This window comes from Mesobacterium pallidum (assembly GCF_019966535.1).
Classification (GTDB): domain Bacteria; phylum Pseudomonadota; class Alphaproteobacteria; order Rhodobacterales; family Rhodobacteraceae; genus Mesobacterium; species Mesobacterium pallidum.
This window is the reverse complement of record NZ_JAIMID010000018.1, coordinates 68,035-83,853: the sequence shown is the minus strand read 5'-3', so window position 1 is coordinate 83,853 and position 15,819 is coordinate 68,035. Positions and strand designations below refer to the sequence as shown.

At 61.0% G+C, this 15,819-nt stretch carries 17 protein-coding genes; 10 read left to right on the top strand and 7 right to left on the bottom strand.

From position 1 onward, the window contains the following. Nucleotides 1–19 precede the first annotated feature (19 nt). Entirely contained in the window at nt 20–904 is an 885-nt protein-coding gene (locus tag MF270_RS21660) for a recombinase family protein (RefSeq protein ID WP_238367870.1), read from the bottom strand. A gap of 226 nt (nt 905–1,130) precedes the next feature. Between MF270_RS21660 and MF270_RS21655 the strand changes: the two genes are divergently transcribed. After that, nucleotides 1,131–2,183 (top strand): hypothetical protein, encoded by a 1,053-nt coding sequence (locus tag MF270_RS21655; protein WP_238367869.1) that lies wholly within the window; start codon nt 1,131–1,133, stop codon nt 2,181–2,183. A 251-nt stretch (nt 2,184–2,434) separates the two neighbouring features. Here the strand turns inward: MF270_RS21655 and MF270_RS21650 are convergent, their stop codons facing one another. From MF270_RS21650 to MF270_RS21640, 3 genes are all read right to left on the bottom strand, one after another. Then, nucleotides 2,435–2,995, bottom strand: coding sequence for a hypothetical protein (locus tag MF270_RS21650; protein WP_238367868.1), 561 nt, complete (start codon nt 2,993–2,995; stop codon nt 2,435–2,437). A gap of 16 nt (nt 2,996–3,011) precedes the next feature. Next, nucleotides 3,012–3,398, bottom strand: a complete 387-nt coding sequence (locus MF270_RS21645; RefSeq protein ID WP_238367867.1) for a DUF302 domain-containing protein — start codon at nt 3,396–3,398, stop codon at nt 3,012–3,014. Between the two features lie 75 nt (nt 3,399–3,473). Beyond that, nucleotides 3,474–4,052: an EF-hand domain-containing protein gene (locus MF270_RS21640; protein WP_238367866.1), complete on the bottom strand. Its 579-nt coding sequence runs from the start codon at nt 4,050–4,052 to the stop codon at nt 3,474–3,476. 162 nt (nt 4,053–4,214) lie between these two features. On the opposite strand from MF270_RS21640, the gene MF270_RS21635 reads away from it, so the two are divergent. The 7 genes from MF270_RS21635 (at nt 4,215) to ccmI (ending at nt 10,913) form a co-directional block, all read left to right on the top strand. Then, complete coding sequence (locus MF270_RS21635; RefSeq protein ID WP_472850409.1) at nt 4,215–4,949, top strand: response regulator; 735 nt, start codon at nt 4,215–4,217, stop codon at nt 4,947–4,949. Continuing rightward, nucleotides 4,949–6,415 (top strand): ATP-binding protein, encoded by a 1,467-nt coding sequence (locus MF270_RS21630; RefSeq protein ID WP_238367865.1) that lies wholly within the window; start codon nt 4,949–4,951, stop codon nt 6,413–6,415. Before MF270_RS21635 ends, MF270_RS21630 begins: the two co-directional genes overlap by 1 nt. Beyond that, entirely contained in the window at nt 6,351–6,656 is a 306-nt protein-coding gene (locus MF270_RS21625; protein WP_238367864.1) for an SHOCT domain-containing protein, read from the top strand. The genes MF270_RS21630 and MF270_RS21625 overlap by 65 nt, the downstream gene beginning before the upstream one ends. Before the next feature lie 63 nt (nt 6,657–6,719). Further along, nucleotides 6,720–8,720, top strand: a complete 2,001-nt coding sequence (locus tag MF270_RS21620) for a heme lyase CcmF/NrfE family subunit (protein WP_238367863.1) — start codon at nt 6,720–6,722, stop codon at nt 8,718–8,720. Nucleotides 8,721–8,728: 8 nt separating this feature from the next. Continuing rightward, nucleotides 8,729–9,295 carry a DsbE family thiol:disulfide interchange protein gene (locus MF270_RS21615; RefSeq protein WP_238367862.1) on the top strand — a complete coding sequence of 189 codons (567 nt, stop codon included), beginning with the start codon at nt 8,729–8,731 and terminating at the stop codon, nt 9,293–9,295. Continuing rightward, the gene (locus tag MF270_RS21610; protein ID WP_238367861.1) at nt 9,292–9,765 is read left to right on the top strand and encodes a cytochrome c-type biogenesis protein; all 474 of its coding nucleotides are present in this window, start codon (nt 9,292–9,294) and stop codon (nt 9,763–9,765) included. Before MF270_RS21615 ends, MF270_RS21610 begins: the two co-directional genes overlap by 4 nt. Then, nucleotides 9,762–10,913: a c-type cytochrome biogenesis protein CcmI gene (ccmI, locus tag MF270_RS21605; RefSeq protein ID WP_238367860.1), complete on the top strand. Its 1,152-nt coding sequence runs from the start codon at nt 9,762–9,764 to the stop codon at nt 10,911–10,913. The genes MF270_RS21610 and ccmI overlap by 4 nt, the downstream gene beginning before the upstream one ends. Nucleotides 10,914–10,943: 30 nt before the next feature. Here the strand turns inward: ccmI and MF270_RS21600 are convergent, their stop codons facing one another. The 3 genes from MF270_RS21600 to MF270_RS21590 form a co-directional block, all read right to left on the bottom strand. Continuing rightward, a complete protein-coding gene (locus tag MF270_RS21600; protein WP_238367859.1) occupies nt 10,944–13,061 on the bottom strand; it encodes a protein-disulfide reductase DsbD family protein in 2,118 nt (705 codons plus the stop codon). Further along, nucleotides 13,055–13,816, bottom strand: a complete 762-nt coding sequence (locus tag MF270_RS21595) for a DsbA family protein (RefSeq protein WP_238367858.1) — start codon at nt 13,814–13,816, stop codon at nt 13,055–13,057. Before MF270_RS21595 ends, MF270_RS21600 begins: the two co-directional genes overlap by 7 nt. Nucleotides 13,817–14,061: 245 nt before the next feature. Beyond that, nucleotides 14,062–14,367 (bottom strand): DUF2933 domain-containing protein, encoded by a 306-nt coding sequence (locus MF270_RS21590; RefSeq protein WP_238367857.1) that lies wholly within the window; start codon nt 14,365–14,367, stop codon nt 14,062–14,064. A gap of 154 nt (nt 14,368–14,521) precedes the next feature. Here MF270_RS21590 and MF270_RS21585 point away from each other — a divergent pair, with 154 nt between their 5' ends. Then, nucleotides 14,522–15,082 carry a L,D-transpeptidase gene (locus MF270_RS21585; protein WP_238367856.1) on the top strand — a complete coding sequence of 187 codons (561 nt, stop codon included), beginning with the start codon at nt 14,522–14,524 and terminating at the stop codon, nt 15,080–15,082. 27 nt (nt 15,083–15,109) lie between these two features. Next, the gene (locus MF270_RS21580) at nt 15,110–15,568 is read left to right on the top strand and encodes a c-type cytochrome (protein WP_238367855.1); all 459 of its coding nucleotides are present in this window, start codon (nt 15,110–15,112) and stop codon (nt 15,566–15,568) included. Nucleotides 15,569–15,819: the final 251 nt, after the last annotated feature.

Here is a 15,819-nt window from a genome sequence, read left to right as displayed (position 1 = left end):
ACGGCCGATTCCCGCGACTTCAATCAAGCAGACCCAGCCTCTCGGCCCGTTCCAGCAGCATCTTCACAGATGATGGCTGCCAGCTGGTCCGCCCACGCGGCGTCCGCTCCCGCATCTTCTCGAGCCTGGCGCAGATCTCCTGCAGCGTGATCTTCGGATCGGCGCCCTTGATGGCGGCCACGATGGCGGGAAGGCGGTCGTCGGTCTCACGGCGGCCGGCTCGGGCCAGCACTGTCTGGGGCAGGAAGCCGTCGCGGACATAGGCATTCACGGCGCGCAGCAGACGGCTTTGCGTCCACTGCCGCTCGCGGGGCAGGGGGCCATTGATGATGCGCTGCACGTCTTCCCAGGCCATGTCGGGCCGCAGGCGGCGCACATGAGGCACCCAGTCCTGCGCGGTTTCGTTCAGCCGTTCCATGTAGCCGTCCTGTCGCGCCAGCCGCACCTTGCGCAGCGCGGAGGGATCACGGGCGCGCAGGCCCGGGTTGCCGCCGATCCGCCCCTTGCTGCGCGCCGAAGCCAGCCCGGCCTTGGTCCGTTCGCGGATCAGCGCGCGCTCGAACTCGGCCGCGGCGCCCAGGACCTGCAATGTGAATTTGCCCTGCGGCGAGGACGTGTCGATCGGGTCCATGAGCGAGCGGAAGAACGCACCTTTCGTCTCCAGCCGCTCGATCACCTCAAGAAGATGCGACAGCGACCGCGCCAGACGGTCGATACGCACGACGACCAGCGTGTCGCCCTTGCCGATCCGGTCCAGCACGCGGGCCAGCACGGGCCGTGCGCGGTTGCCGCCCGAGGCTTGTTCCTCATGGATCTCGGCGCAGCCTGCGGATTTCAGTGCCTGCGACTGGGGCAGGGGGGTCTGATCCTCGGTCGAGACGCGCGCATAGCCGATCAAAGGCATCAAGACAGGCCGTTTGCAGTTTCATATACCTTTAATAAACGACCGTTTGTAAACGGATGCAAGGGGCGACTCTGTGGTAGCGCTCGTTAGAAATCCCTTGGTTTCCTTGCGCTGAGCGCAACGAGAACACGCAGCTTGGGCGGCGTGGTTGCGTTCTCTATAGAGTCATAGGCTACACCCCAAGATTTCGCTTGGGTGCTGTGCAAAAGCACCATATTTTGCACATATGAAACCGCAACAGTCCGTGTTTCCAGAGGAATCGGAGGATGACACCGAGGCGCCCTATCACGGTGCGCCATCGGAAGAAGACGTCTGGTTCCTGCCGGGTCCGGTCGAAGACGAACCCGACTTCCTGCCGCCGCTGCCCCGGGCCGAGCCCGACGAGCGCACACTGGTTGCGGACTGGGAAGCCGCCCAGGCATCGCAAGCCCTGCGGTTGGCGCGCGTGGCCGCCCGGTTCGGAGCCCTGGATGACCGCTTGGTGCGCGGCCCCGAGGGGTGGAGGCATCGGCTGGCCCTCCTGGCGTCATCCGAGTTCAGCTGGATGTCGGGCGACCGGGTATCGGTCGACCGCCTGGGTCTCTGGCAAGCGATGCGCCTGGGCGCGACAGATGAGGACACCACTGACCTCCAGCGTTCAGCATGGACGTTCCGGCGCCTTTCAGGAGGTCCTGGCCCGGAGCCGGACCTCGCGAGCTTTCTGGGTCGGCACGAGGTAGAGGGCGTCGAACCGCTCACGGAGAAGGTCGCGGCCTGGAACGCGGTCATGGACCTGACGTCGAGTCTGCACCCCTTGGTGAGGGCGTGTTTCGCATTTCACCTGTGGCCATTGACCGGGATTGGCCCCGAGGGCGATGTCCTCGAAGGCGCCGTGGTCGCGGCAAGGCTGTCGGGGGCTGAAGGGCAGGGCGGAGCCTTGTTCGCGCCGTTGCAGATCGGCGGGGCAGGGGGGTTGCGCGGTGCCGATCCAGAGGAGCGGTTGGGAAGATGGCTCAAGGCGGCCGAGCAAGGGATCATCGGGTCGATGCGACAGATCGATCAGCTGGAGGCGTGGGAAGCCCGCGCAATTGCACGCTCCTCGCGTTTGTCGGGGCGCACCCCGCCACGCCTGATCTCTGTCCTGCGCGATTGGCCGCTCGTAACCGCGCCCATGGCCGAAGGACTCACCGGCGCCAGTCGCGCGGCCATTCAGAGGAACCTCGCCTGGTTGGAATCGGAAGGTCTGATCCAGGAATTGACCGGTCAGGGAAGGTTCCGGGTGTGGCGCATTAAATCTTGAGTGGGCGATATCGTCGTTCAAGGTCATGGCGGGGCAGGAATGGATCGAACTGTGTTGGACTTGACCACCAGGACTATTGGGGGGCACGATCCGGAGGTGACATCATCTGGCTTTCAATGGCGCCTTGCGCCAGCGGCGCCGTCGAGCCCTAGACAAGCCATTGACCGTAGACTGCCTTTTTTCCGCTGGCTCAGAGGCAGCGTTCTGGGGCGCGAAGATAGGATAGTTCGCTCAATGCCCCGTATCGCCAATCAGAGCAGCGATCCGAGATCGGACCCCGTGCTGGGATAGGCGTTGACCATCCTCTTGAGATCCTTGGTGGTCAGGTCGAGACGCATGGCGAGACCAACAATATTCGCCAGCTCCGCGTATCCCGGCCCGAACAGGTGAGCCCCGAGGATCCGGCCCGTGCCGGCCTCGTAAACGAACTTCGCAGCCGCGTGGGTCTCACCGGTCCGCTTTTGGGAGTACCAGCCACTTGCGTCGGTCCAGTTGACTTCGACTTCGTGGCCCAGTTCCCGAGCATCTGACTCCAGTAGCCCGACGCGTACCAGTTTTGCCGCGAAAAGCCGTTCCGCAAACCGGCCCTCGTGCATGCTGATGGGCCAGACCCCGGATCCGACACCGGTTTCCTGCCATTCCTCGCGCGATCTGACGTCGATGATTCGCATTTTATCGGCCAGCAGAGCGTCGAAGGCCTCGCCCGCGGCCAGGACCTGACCTTGCTGCGCCGAAAGCGGGGCGGCCAGGACGGCGAAAATAGCGGTCTGACCGCCGACCAGAAAGGTTCTCCTATGCATCTTGGCTGGCATGTCTGGACCTCCGGTATCAGGCGGCATCCACGGCTTTCACAAGCATGTCGCGGACATACCCCGCGACCTTGTGCAGTTCGATGTTGTCCACGGCCGCCATGGATGCAACAGGGTCGATCGCGCTGACTTCGGTTCCCCCTGCGATGCTCCGCAGGATCACGTTGCAAGGAAGCATGGCGCCGATGCGCGGTTCAAGGCCGATCGCCTCCCATGCCATCCTTGGGTTGCACGCGCCCAGGATACGATATCCGTCCATGTCGGCATCGATCTTCTTCTTCATCGTCTCTTGGACGTCGATTTCGGTCAGCACGCCGAAACCTGCGTCCGAAAGCGCAGCCCGGATCCGCATGTCCGCGTCGTCGATCGAGACATTCTCCAGCAGTCGGTCGTGGGTATATTTCATTCGGTGTTTCCCCATTCCATGGCGTCGTCCGGTCGCGTTGGACCGGACGAACGTATCATGCATTCCAGCCCGTGATCAGTTCTGATCCGACATCATGGGACCCCGCTGGCCCATATCGCCCGTGCCAGGCTTGAGACGGCCTGCAAAGCTGTCCATCTCCTGGGGCGTGATCTTGCCGTCGCCATCTGCGTCCAGGTGCTGGAAGCGATCGACCATCTGCTCACGCATCATGGCGGCGTGCCAGGATGCGAACTCGTCGATGCCGAGGGCATCGTCACCATCCGCGTCGTATTCCTTCAGGCGGGATTGCATCATCTGGCCAGGCTCCATGCCTCCGTCCATCGCGCCCATCATCGCGTTCCCCATCATCATGCGCATCATGTCCTGATCCATCATGCCCATGCCGACGGGATTGCCCGCGCCCGGGTTCATGCCGCCGCTGTGCATCATCATCATCATGCGCATCATGTTCTGCATCATCGGGGCATCAGCGCCGGCCATCGGCATGTCGTCTTTCGAGAACCTGCTGGGCCCCATGGCACCCTGCGCGGCCGGGCCTTTCGCGTCACCATGATGGTCATTGTCGGCGATCGCCGGCGCGGCACCCAGCAGCGCAACCGACAGTACGATGGCGGGTTTCCTCAGGTGTTTCATGGCAGCCTCCTTTGCTTGCTTGCCTATATTGCTTTCAGCTTTGCATTCAGACATCGGAATTGAAGCCGCCGCAGCCAGAGATTTGTATCCGTCTGTCGCAAGAGACGGCCTTGATACAAACCGCTACAAAACACTCCATGAAATCAATTGGCTACCTAATCTATGAAGAAACTCATGGGACCGCCACCGCATATTCTCATCGTGGATGATCACGCGCAGATCCGTGAGAGCGTTGCGCGCTTCCTGGAAAAGAACGGGATGCGCACAACCGTCGCCAAGGATGCTGTCGAGATGGACGCGAAACTTGCGACCGGACAGTACGATCTGCTCGTCCTCGACGTGATGATGCCCGGCGAAGACGGTCTGTCGGTATGCCGCCGGCTGGTACCCACCGGAAGGCTTCCGATCATCATGTTGACCGCGCTTGGTGCGGACACTGACCGGATCGTCGGCCTTGAAATCGGTGCGGATGACTACCTGGCAAAACCGTTCAACCCACGCGAACTGCTTGCAAGGATCAAGTCCGTTCTCCGGCGAAGTTTCCGGGAAGAACCCGTGGCGGGCGCACTCTGCGGCAAGCGCGTGCGCTTTGCGCATCTTACATTGGACACGGATCGCCAGGTCCTGATCGAAGACAGCGGCGCCGAGGCGTCCTTGACCACGTCCGAGTTCAAACTCCTGACCGTGCTGCTTGAAAGGCATCGTATGGTGCTCAGTCGTGAGCAACTGCTGGATCTGACCGCAGGGCGGAGCGCGGGTCCGATGGATCGGACGATAGACAACCAGATCAGCCGTCTGCGCCGCAAGATCGAGCCGGACGTCTTGCGCCCGAGCATCATCAAGACCGTGCGAAACGGTGGATACTGCCTGGCCGCCGACGTCGTGGAGGCACCGTGATGCCCCGCTTTGTGAATTCTCTCTCCAGACAACTGATCCTGGTTGTCATCGCGACCCTTGTTCTTGCGCAAGTGGTGAGTTTTTTCCTGTTCGCCGACGAGCGCAGCCTGGCCATCAGGGCCGCGATTGGCTTTGAGGCGGCCGGTCGCGCTGCGAACGTCGCGCGGTTTATCGAGGAGGCCCCGACCGACCTCAAGGAGTCGATCCTGAGGGCAGCGAATTCGCCATTGATCCGCTTCGATTTGTCCGATGAGCCAGCCGTCCAGCATACCGGCCATTCGGATGGCGGCATCGTGGAAGCCCGGATCCGCGCACTCATGAACGACAGTTACAGCCGCGACATTCGTGTCGAATTGCACGAAGTCGAAGGTGAACTGAGGCCCTTGCCCAACTTGTCCGACGAAATGACAGAGATGCACATGGCCATGATGCGGGGTGAACTGAACGCGGTGGAAATGAACCTGTCGATCTCGATCCGGGGTGGCGAATGGCTCAACGTCGGAACCCGCTTCGAGCGGCCGCCGCTTCAATGGCCGTTCTACTCGTTCGTGACCTTCGTGATTTCAACCGGCCTGCTGCTCGTGGCGGTCTGTTGGTTCGTGCTGACCCGCCTGACGCGGCCCCTGCGCCTCTTGTCGATTACTGCGGACAGGCTTGGCCGCGGCGAAGACGTTTCGGAGTTACCGGCGGCAGGGTCGCGAGAGGTTCAAGACCTCACGGTCGCCTTCAACAGGATGCAGGCGCGGCTGACACGATTTGTCAACGATCGGACACGGATGCTGGCCGCTCTCGGTCACGACCTTCGGTCGCCTCTCACGGCCATGCGTGTCCGCGCCGAACTGGTCGATGAGGACGATACCCGCGAGAGCCTGATTGCATCCGTCGAGGAAATGCAGGGCATGGTGGACGCGACGTTGACCTTCGCCCAGGGCCTGACCGGAACGGAGGAAACGGAAACGGTCGACCTGCGCATGTTTCTGGAAACATTGCGCTCGGACATGGCTGTCGGTTTCGCGCTGAACGAAGGTCCCGAAACCCATTTCAGTGTCAGGCCAAATGCTTTCCGGCGGGCACTCCGAAATCTGGTCGAAAATGCCGTTCGATACGGTCGAGACGCGAGCGTCGGCTGGACCGTCGAGGGATCGGAACTGGCGCTGAACATCGACGATACCGGCCCGGGAATACCGCAGGAGCAGTTGGAGAAAGTGTTTGATCCGTTCTACCGCCTCGAGGAATCGAGATCGCTGGAGACGGGTGGCTACGGTCTCGGACTTTCGATCGCGCGTACGATCATCCGATCCCACGGCGGCGATATCCGCCTGATAAACCGCGCAGGCGGCGGTCTGCGCGCGGTCATTACAATGCCTGGCGCTGGCACAGCAGGCCTTCAAGGAGAAAACGATGAGACACCTGAAATACGTTTTGACGGTTCCGGCCGTCTTGCCGGCGAGCATGGCGCGGGCTGATGCCGACGGGTCCTGGGGTGCTCACATGTGGGGCGGAGGGTTCGGTTTCATGGGCGGGCTGACAATGCTGATTTTCTGGGGCGCGGTCATAGCCCTGATCGTGTTCGTTGTCGTCAGGCCGCGGGACACGCCCGCTCAACCTCGCGAAACGAAGGCGCTGGACACCCTGCAACTGCGCTTCGCAAAGGGCGAGATCGACGAAGAAGAGTACAGGCGTCTTAAAGCGGCTCTGGAGAAGTAAGCCCGTTTTTGCCTCATACGCCGGTGCGTCGCGGAAATGCGGAGCGCAGAAGAAAGGAAAACTATGTACCCGGAAATCGGTCATTTCGCGCTCGCATTGGCACTTGCACTGGCACTCTTGCAAAGTGTGCTGCCAATCCTTGGAGCATCGCGTCGCATCCCTGTCTTGATGAAGTCCGCTCAGGCCACGGCCATCGGACAGGTGTTGTTCGTGGCAATCGCGTTTGCGGCCCTCATGCATTCTTTCATTGTAAGCGACTTCACCGTCAGGAACGTCGTCGAGAACTCCCATTCGCTGAAACCGATGCTGTTCAAGGTCGCCGGGACATGGGGCAGCCATGAAGGCTCCTTGCTGCTTTGGGTTCTGATCCTGACGGTTTTTGGTGCGGGCGTCGCCGGTCTGGGATCGAACATCCCTGCTGAGACCAAGGCGCGCACCCTATCCGTCCAAGCGTGGATCAGCGTCGGGTTTCTGTCGTTCCTATTGCTGACGTCGAACCCCTTTGAGCGGGTTTTTCCGCCGCCCCTGGACGGCAACGATCTCAACCCGTTGCTGCAGGACGTGGGTTTGGCGATGCATCCGCCGCTGCTCTATTTCGGTTATGTCGGCTTCTCCATCGTCTTCTCGTTCGCCGTGGCCGCCCTGATCGAGGGTCGCGTCGATCCGGCATGGGCGCGCTGGGTCCGCCCCTGGACACTGGCCGCATGGGTGAGCCTGACAGCAGGGATCGCGCTCGGGTCGTGGTGGGCTTATTACGAGCTGGGCTGGGGCGGCTGGTGGTTCTGGGACCCGGTCGAAAACGTCAGTTTCATGCCGTGGCTCCTGGGGACGGCATTGCTGCATTCCGCCATCGTCACGGAAAAGCGCGATGCGTTCAAAAGCTGGACGATCCTGCTCGCCATTCTGACCTTTTCGCTTTCGCTACTCGGAACCTTCATCGTCCGTTCCGGTCTGCTGACTTCGGTCCACGCCTTTGCCGTCGATCCGGAACGCGGGTTATACATCCTCGGACTACTTGCCGTGTCCATCGGCGGCTCGCTTGCACTCTACGCGTGGCGCGCGCCGGAAATGGAAGGCGGCGGCTTGTTCCGTCCCGTCAGTCGAGAGGCTGGCCTGCTGGTCAACAACATTATTCTCGCCGCCGCAACTGGGTCGGTTCTTTTCGGCACGCTTTACCCGCTGATCCTTGAGGCGGTGACCGGCGAAAAGATCTCTGTCGGGCCGCCGTTCTTCAACGCAGCTTTCGTTCCGATGATGCTGCTGCTCGTGGGTTTCATGGGGTTGGGTCCGCTTCTGTCCTGGAAACGCGCGGATATTGCCGGACTGCTGCAACGCGTTCGCTTTGTTGCGGCCCTCGCTTTGCTGGCCGCTCTCGCTTCCTGGTATCTCCTCAACGGCGGCCCCTTCATGGCCTATCTCGCGATCCTCGCGGCGCTCTGGCTTCTTCTGGCCACACTGCGGGAATGGGCGCTGCGGATCCGCTTGTTCGAGGTTCCGTTTCGGGACGCGGTCAGACGCGCGGGCAACCTGCCGAGGGCGTCCCACGGGATGACCCTCGCGCATACGGGCGTCGCTGTCTTGATGATGGGCATGATCGGGTCCAGCGCGTGGAAAAGCGAGGAAATCGTTTTCGCGGCACCCGGCAAAGAGGTCTCGATCGCCGGCTTCGACATCGCCTTTCAGGGGGTCGAACGGGTTCGGGGCCCGAACTACTTTGCCGACCGTGGAACCTTGGCGGTGCGTCGCGACGGGGATCTTGTCACCACGCTCTTTCCTGAACGCCGCACTTATCCCGTCGCGCAGACAACGACGACGGAATCCGCCATTCGCTCCACTCTGGCCGGGGATCTCTACACGTCGATCGCCGAGCCGGCCTCGGACCAGGTCAACAATGCCGGTGCCTGGACCTTGCGCATTCTCTACGAACCACTGGTCAACCTGATCTGGATCGGCGCTGCCCTCCTGGTCCTTGGCGGGGTTATGTCCTTGTCGGATCGCCGCTTGCGCGTCGGCGCGCCGCGCCGCGCCAAGACCGCGGCAAGCGATGCCGTGGCAGCTGAATAGGAGCAAGCATGAGACGCGAGATCGCAGTATTGCCGCTGCTGGCGGCTGTCATTTTCGGCGGGTTCTTCCTCTGGGGGCTCAATCCGGATCGGGACCCCAGCGAGATCCCCTCGGTTCTGATTTCTCAACCCGCGCCCGAGTTCGACCTCGGTCCGGTCGATGGCGTCGACAGACCGGGTTTGTCCCGAAGTGACCTCGTGTCGAATGACCGGGCCGTCGTCGTGAACGTGTTCGCCTCGTGGTGTGTCCCCTGCCGGGCGGAACATGCGGTTCTGACAAGGCTGGTCGAACGGGACGGCATCCGGCTGTTTGGTATCAACTACAAGGACAAGGCCGAGGATGCCGCGAAATGGTTGAGCGATCTGGGCAATCCCTACGAACGGATCGGTTCGGACCTGACGGGCCGCACCGGCATCGAATGGGGGCTGTCCGGCGTGCCCGAAACCTTCATCGTCGATGGGAACGGCGTCGTTCTTTTCAGGTATGTCGGGCCGGTCGTGGGACCGGAAGCCGAGGCCCGTTTCATGCAGGCTCTGGAACAGGCAGGCGCAATCCAGACGGAGGCCGGATCATGAAAAGGCTGTTATTGGCTCTTGCCCTCTCTCTCGTTCCAATCGCGGCTGGAGCGGTCGAACCGGACGAGATGCTTGCCGACCCGGCGCTCGAGGCTCGCGCCCGCGAGATATCGAAGGATCTCAGATGCGTCGTCTGCCAGAATCAGGATATCGACAGTTCGAACGCGGGCGTCGCTCGGGATTTGCGCCTGCTTGTCCGTGAACGCCTGCTTGCCGGAGGCAGCGACGCCGAAGTTATTGAATTCATCCGGGCGCGCTATGGCGACTACGTGTTGTTGAAACCACCCCTCGAACCGTCGACCTACGCCCTTTGGTTCGCGCCGGTCGCCCTTATTCTCTTTGGCCTGCTGGCCGGCGTGATTGTCCTGTCGCGCAATCGAAAACCCGAAGCGGTTTCGGCGCTGAATGAAGATGACGAGAAAGCGGTTTCCGAATTTCTCAAGAGAAGTGACGCAGGAGACGCATCATGATCTGGGCCACATTCGCCATCCTGGCACTGGTCGCCTTCGCCATCGTCCTGCACCCGCTCCGGATGGCGGGAGCCGGGATTCTGACCCGTAATGATACCGTTCCGAAAATCCTTGCCGATCAAATGCAGGAGGTCCAACGCGACCTCGACAGAGGACTGATTTCCGAGGCGGAAGCACAGGCGGCGCAGCTGGAAATCAAGAAGCGCATCCTGTCGACGCTTCGCCAGTCGGAAAGCGCGCCCGTAAACGGAGCGGCTGGCGGACGAAAGAGCATCCTGATCGCGGCGATTTTCGCGCCTGTTTTCGCCGTTGTCTATTACACGACCATGGGTTCGCCCGATATTCCGTCACTCGCCTTTGCCGAGCGGACGGAGGAGCGCACGCAGAATGCAGAGGTGACCGAGCTTGCCTCTCGTATGCGCGAGCGGCTGGAAACTGACCCGGACGGCGGTCCAAGCGAAGGCTGGATGCTGTTGGGACAAACTTATCAGCGGATGGGCCGCCTCAACAATGCGATCACGGCCTTCGAAGTTGTCGCGAAGCGCCCCGACGCGTCATCGGCGACATTCTCGATGCTGGCCGAGGCGGTCGTGATCGCCAATGATGGTGTTGTGATCCCGAAGGCTCAGCGCCACATCGACCGCGCCCTCGAACTCGACCCGAAGAACCCTGCGGCGACGTACTTCCGGGCGCTCTATTTCCTGCAACAGGAACAACCGCGCAAGTCATACGATCTGCTTTTGTCGCGCCTGAACGAAGAGGTGAGCTTTGCCCCCTGGATGGAGGTCTATGCCCAGCAGATCAATCGGATCGCCGCAGAGAAAAATTTTCCTGCGTTTCAGCCGCCAATGGCTCGCGCACAGCAACCCGGACCGACTGCGGCCGATGTTGCCGCGGCAGCGGACATGACCGAGGAGGATCGTGCCAACTTCATCCGGTCCATGGTTTCGCGCCTGGCCGCCCGCCTCGAAGACGAGCCGGAGGATCTGGACGGCTGGATGAGACTGGCGAACGCGTACAACGTTCTTCAAGAACGTAGCCTTGCGATCGAGGCATACCAGAAGGCGCAGGCGCTTCTTGAGGAAATGCCGTCCGACGATCCGCGCAACGCCGTGGTTCGTGAGGCGCTGGAACAACTCGGTGGATGACACCCCCCCGATCAGCGGCCGGGCAGGCTTTCAGTCCTGTCCGGCATTCCCGTGCGCCAGCGCGGCAGTCCCGGCCCGAGCAAGGGCATCCATAACGTCCGTGGATGTCAGCAGCTCGGACAGGACGATGCCGTTAGGGGCGGCCGGGCCGTAGACCGCATTGAACGGAATGCCGTAGCGTCCGTAGCTCTCAAGATAACGTGCGATACGCTCGTCAGGTCTGGTCCAGTCAGCCTGCATAGCGGTGACACCCTCGGCCTCTAGCGCGCCGCGAACGGTTTCGCGCTCGATGACCAGTGCCTTGTTCGCCTTGCAGGTCAGGCACCAATCCGCGGTCACATCGACAAACACGACCTCTCCTGCCGAAACCCGTCTGGCGATTTCGCCGCGGTCGAATGGAACCCAAGAAAGAGCGGCTTTCTTGGCGTCTTGTGGGGCTGCAGGTTGCTGCGCGTTAGGTCCGACGGCCAGGGCAAGAACGAAGCTGGCCGCCGCCAGGGGCCACTTATACTGTAGGCGTAGATCCGGGATGGACACTACAAGAATTCCCGCGCCGGAGAAGACGGCAACGGCCCAGACGGCGCGCATTCCTGCGACGCCAGCCAGAACCCAGAACAGCCAGAGTGCCGTTGTCAGCAAAAGAACTCCCATGCCCAGCTTGACGGCCAACATCCAGCGGCCCGGTCTGGGCATGAAGGTGATGATGCCGGGAAATGCCGCGACGGCCAGGTAGGGCGCAGATAGCCCAAGACCGAGCGCCGTGAAAACGACAAGGATATCGATTCCTCTCCCGGCCAGAGCAAAAGCGACGGCGGTTCCGAGAAACGGCGCCGAGCAAGGTGTCGCCATGACCGCACCGAACATCCCGGTGAAGAAATCCGCAGAATACCCCTCGCGTCCGCCCGCGCCCGCGAGCCGGGTCTGCAAGCTTGACGGCAAGGAAATTTCGAAGGTGCCGAAGAGGTTCGCCGAGAAGATCAGCAACACCACGATCATGATCGAGATGAACAGCGGGTTCTGGAATTGCAGGCCCCAGCCCACGCTCATCCCCAGCCTTTGAAGCCCCCAGAGAACCAATGCCAGCCCCCACATGAAGACCATCGCCCCGGCTGCGGAAGCAAGGAAACCGGTCCGGACACAGGATCTCGGGATGTCCGAGTGGCGAACCAGCGAGGACAGCTTTATCGACAGCACCGGCAGGACGCAGGGCATAACGTTCAGAACAAGCCCGCCGAGCAGCGCGATGGCTGCGATCCAAACCATCTCGAGGACATCGGGTTTCGTGGCGGCACGCAGAAAGGGCGGCGGCAGTTCTTGCGTCGCACGATCTGCAAGGACGGTGAATGAACGGTCTGCGCCGTCCGTTACCGTGATCCTCGGTGCTTCAAGAGCGCCCGGATCCGCGGAAAGGATTGGCAGGCGCGCCCAAAGCAACCGATTCTGCTCGCCCAATCGGATATCGGGTTTGCCCAGTGCAATCCCGGCACCGAGCTCGGGAAAGACGTCCGGCGCTTGAAGCGGCGCATCGACACGTATGCTGACCAGCAATTCCTCGAGGTCGTCGTCGATGAAAGCCTCTGCGACCCGAACGCCTCCGGCATCCGCATCGTCCGGAACCCGATCGGCGTAGGTACTGATGAGGTTTGCAGCGCCCTGGTCTATGCCCGTTCCGCGCTCAAGTGTCAGGTCAAGTGCAAACTCTTCGGGAACACAAATGTCGGAACAGACCAGCAACTTGACCTGCGCCCGAAGGGTCGCCGGGCCTCTGCTGTCTTCCAGGGAGACCCGCAAGGGGAAAACCACATCGCCCGTGTAGCCGAAGTTCTCGATGCCGAATGCCGTGAAACGCGTCGGCGCGGGCCAGAGAAACTCGATATCCTTGACGTTCTCCGAACCGCTCCAGTCGACGGAGGGTGGAATGCCGACCTCACCCGGAGAGCGCCAATAGGTCTTCCACTTCTCATTCAGCCGCAGATGCAGCCCGGCCGACAGGCTCCGGGTATCGCCCGGTATGCCATCCTGAGCAGTGATGAGCCGTGCCGTGATCGGAGTGCTGCGGTGTTCTTCCGACGATGCGGCGTTCGCACTCTGGGGGATGAAGAAGACGGCCAGCAGCAGGACGGAGATGAATTTGCGAAGACCTAGCATGCGTCGATCCAGTTTTCGGTCCGCTCCAGGTCCACGAGTTTCCGAAGGACTGCGTCGCTGACCTCGCCCTGGATGACGGTCCGGCCGACGACCATTGCCGGAGTGCCGACAAAGCCAAAGGTCTTGGCCAAGGCGGCGCTTTCCCTGATCTGCTGGGTCACTTCAGGGCTGTTCATGTCGGATATGAGCCGGTCGTGATTGACGCCAATCGCCTCGGACAAGGCGGCCAGATAGGCGTCATTTGCGCGGAACGGGCTGGAGAGGAGGCGTTCCTGAAATTGAACATAGGCGTTCTGCCGGTCGGCCGCCAGCGCGGCCCTGGCGGCGAGCAGCGACGCGTCCCCGAGAAGCGGGAGTTCGTGCCATGTCACCTGCACCTCGCCGTTGAGCTCCCTTTCCAGTTCTCCGAGGCGCTTTGTCTGAACCCGGCAGAATGGGCAGTAGAAATCCGAGAAGGATGCGATTGGCACGACATCGGTGTTCCCGCTCGAACTGCCAAACAGCGAGCCACATATGTTTCGCCTGACGGCATCCAGAGGAAGCTCGTGGGCAGCCTTACGATCTTCCCCGATCCCGGAAAAGACGTTTCCCGAAAGCGAGAATTCGCCGCCAGCGATCTTGCGAAATCCCTTGGGATCAGCGAGCATTTCAAACTCGGGCAGCGGCGTGAACCGGTGCCTAAACCATCTGACCAATGGCAGGCTACCGCCGATTGCCGCGGCCCCGAAACCGAAAAGCAGGTAGCGTCTGTTCATTGGCTGCTTTCTAATCCATCAGAGCATTCGAGAATACGTAGCCTTGCCTGCCATCCTTGCAATCGAGCATCTGCACATCGGATTTCGATTGGTCGGAAATCCTGCAATCCTTCGGAAGCAAATCCGCCAATTGTTCGGTTGACAGGGTGGGATTGTCCCTGATGCAATCCGCCAGCGACGTCGAGCACCCGCCAAGGGCGAGTGCCGCCGCGAAGCCCGCAATTGCGCAAGGGCATTTCGGCAATTCAACCAGCCTTCCTGCCGAGGACGTTCTGTTCGGCGTCTGTTTCCGCAGGGAAATCTTCCGCCGTTTCGGCGGCTGTGCGCCGGTCGTTGCACGACTTGCCCATGGCCTTGTGCATCACAAAATGCGCACCAACACATAGCAGCAGCGGGGCGAATGCCGCCGCGTTGCCCCACAATCCGGCGAGGCTTCCGCCGGCGATGAGATAGCCCACGATGGGCAAGAGCATCACGGCACAACATGCCATCATGCCGTAGTGCATGAACCGGTCCTGAAGGGACTTGCCACTGGGCGTTTGGTTGTCCATGATTTCCTCACATTCAATGGTCACGGATCAATTCCGACCTTACCGCATGGCAAGGTCAAGGATACAAACCGATACATTTCTCGCGGGTTTGTCAGGTTGCCTGTCCTTCGATGTCGCGTACAAGTTGCCCAACCAGAACGACGTGGAGAGGCACATGTCTGCGCTACGCAATACCAGGATTAATCGACGGCAATTGCTTGGAGCCACCGCCGTTGCACTTGCAACGCCCGGTCTCGTCCGTGCAGAGGTCATCCGGCGTAACATCTCATCGTTCAAGCTTCACGACTGGCGCGACCACTTCGAGACGCTGGGCAAGGGGATCATCATCTCTGATACGACGACGAAAGCGCTCCAGCATTGGACGTCCGACGGTGAGATGCGAATTTATCCGACGTCGGTTCCGCTGACCGATGAACTCACGAAGCGCGGTTACACCGAGGTGGTCGAAAAGCGAGAGAACCCAAGTTGGGCGCCCACCCCGTCCATGCGGGAACGTAATCCCGAGTGGCCGGAATTTGTTTCGGGTGGAGACCCTATGAACCCACTCGGAACGCGTGCTCTGTATCTTTCCTGGCAGTACTACAGGATCCACGGCACACAGGATACACGCAAGATTGGGCGGCGCTCGTCGAACGGGTGTATTGGTCTCTACAACGAGCAGATCGAAGAAGTCTATGATCGGGCACCTGTCGGAACGCAGGTAAAACTGATCTGAAGAGCAGGCAGGCAAAAGTAGACAGGCATGGACAGACTAAGCGGGCTATTAATAGCCGTGATCGTCGGTGGCGGGATCGTTGCAGGATGGCAATTCTTCGGAAAGAGCGACGCGGAGGTAGGTCATTCCATGACCCCGCCCGACACGAGCGCAATCGCCGAAGGCGATCCAATCGTTGAGGTCGAGCTGCCAGCGGAGCTCTCTGCGCAGGCGTCACTCGGCAAGAACGTGTTCAATGCGAAATGTGTGGAGTGCCATGGCGCAAACGCGGCTGGCAGAAATGGAATGGCTCCGCCTCTCGTGCACAAGATCTACGAACCCAGCCATCACTCGGACATGGCGTTCATCATGGCCGCTCAAAACGGCGTGCGTGCGCATCACTGGAATTTCGGGAACATGCCGAGGATCGATGGGCTGACAGAAGGCGACGTAAAAATGGTCGCGGCCTATGTCCGTGAATTGCAGCGCGCGAACGGGATCAATTGATGATTTGGAAGGACATTTCCAAATTACTGATGACTTTTGCATTGAGCGTTTTCCTGACGACGCTTGGTTTTCCGGAAGCACCCTCTTCCGAAGAGGCGCATTCGTATGCGTCCGAAACACATGCACACGATGACGAAGACGCTACATCGCATTCTGCGTCCGCTTTAGACCACTGCCATCCCGCTCTCGACTGCTCAGTGACGGCTGTCTTCCTATTGGCATTCGATCAGAGTTTTGAACCGATCTTCTCC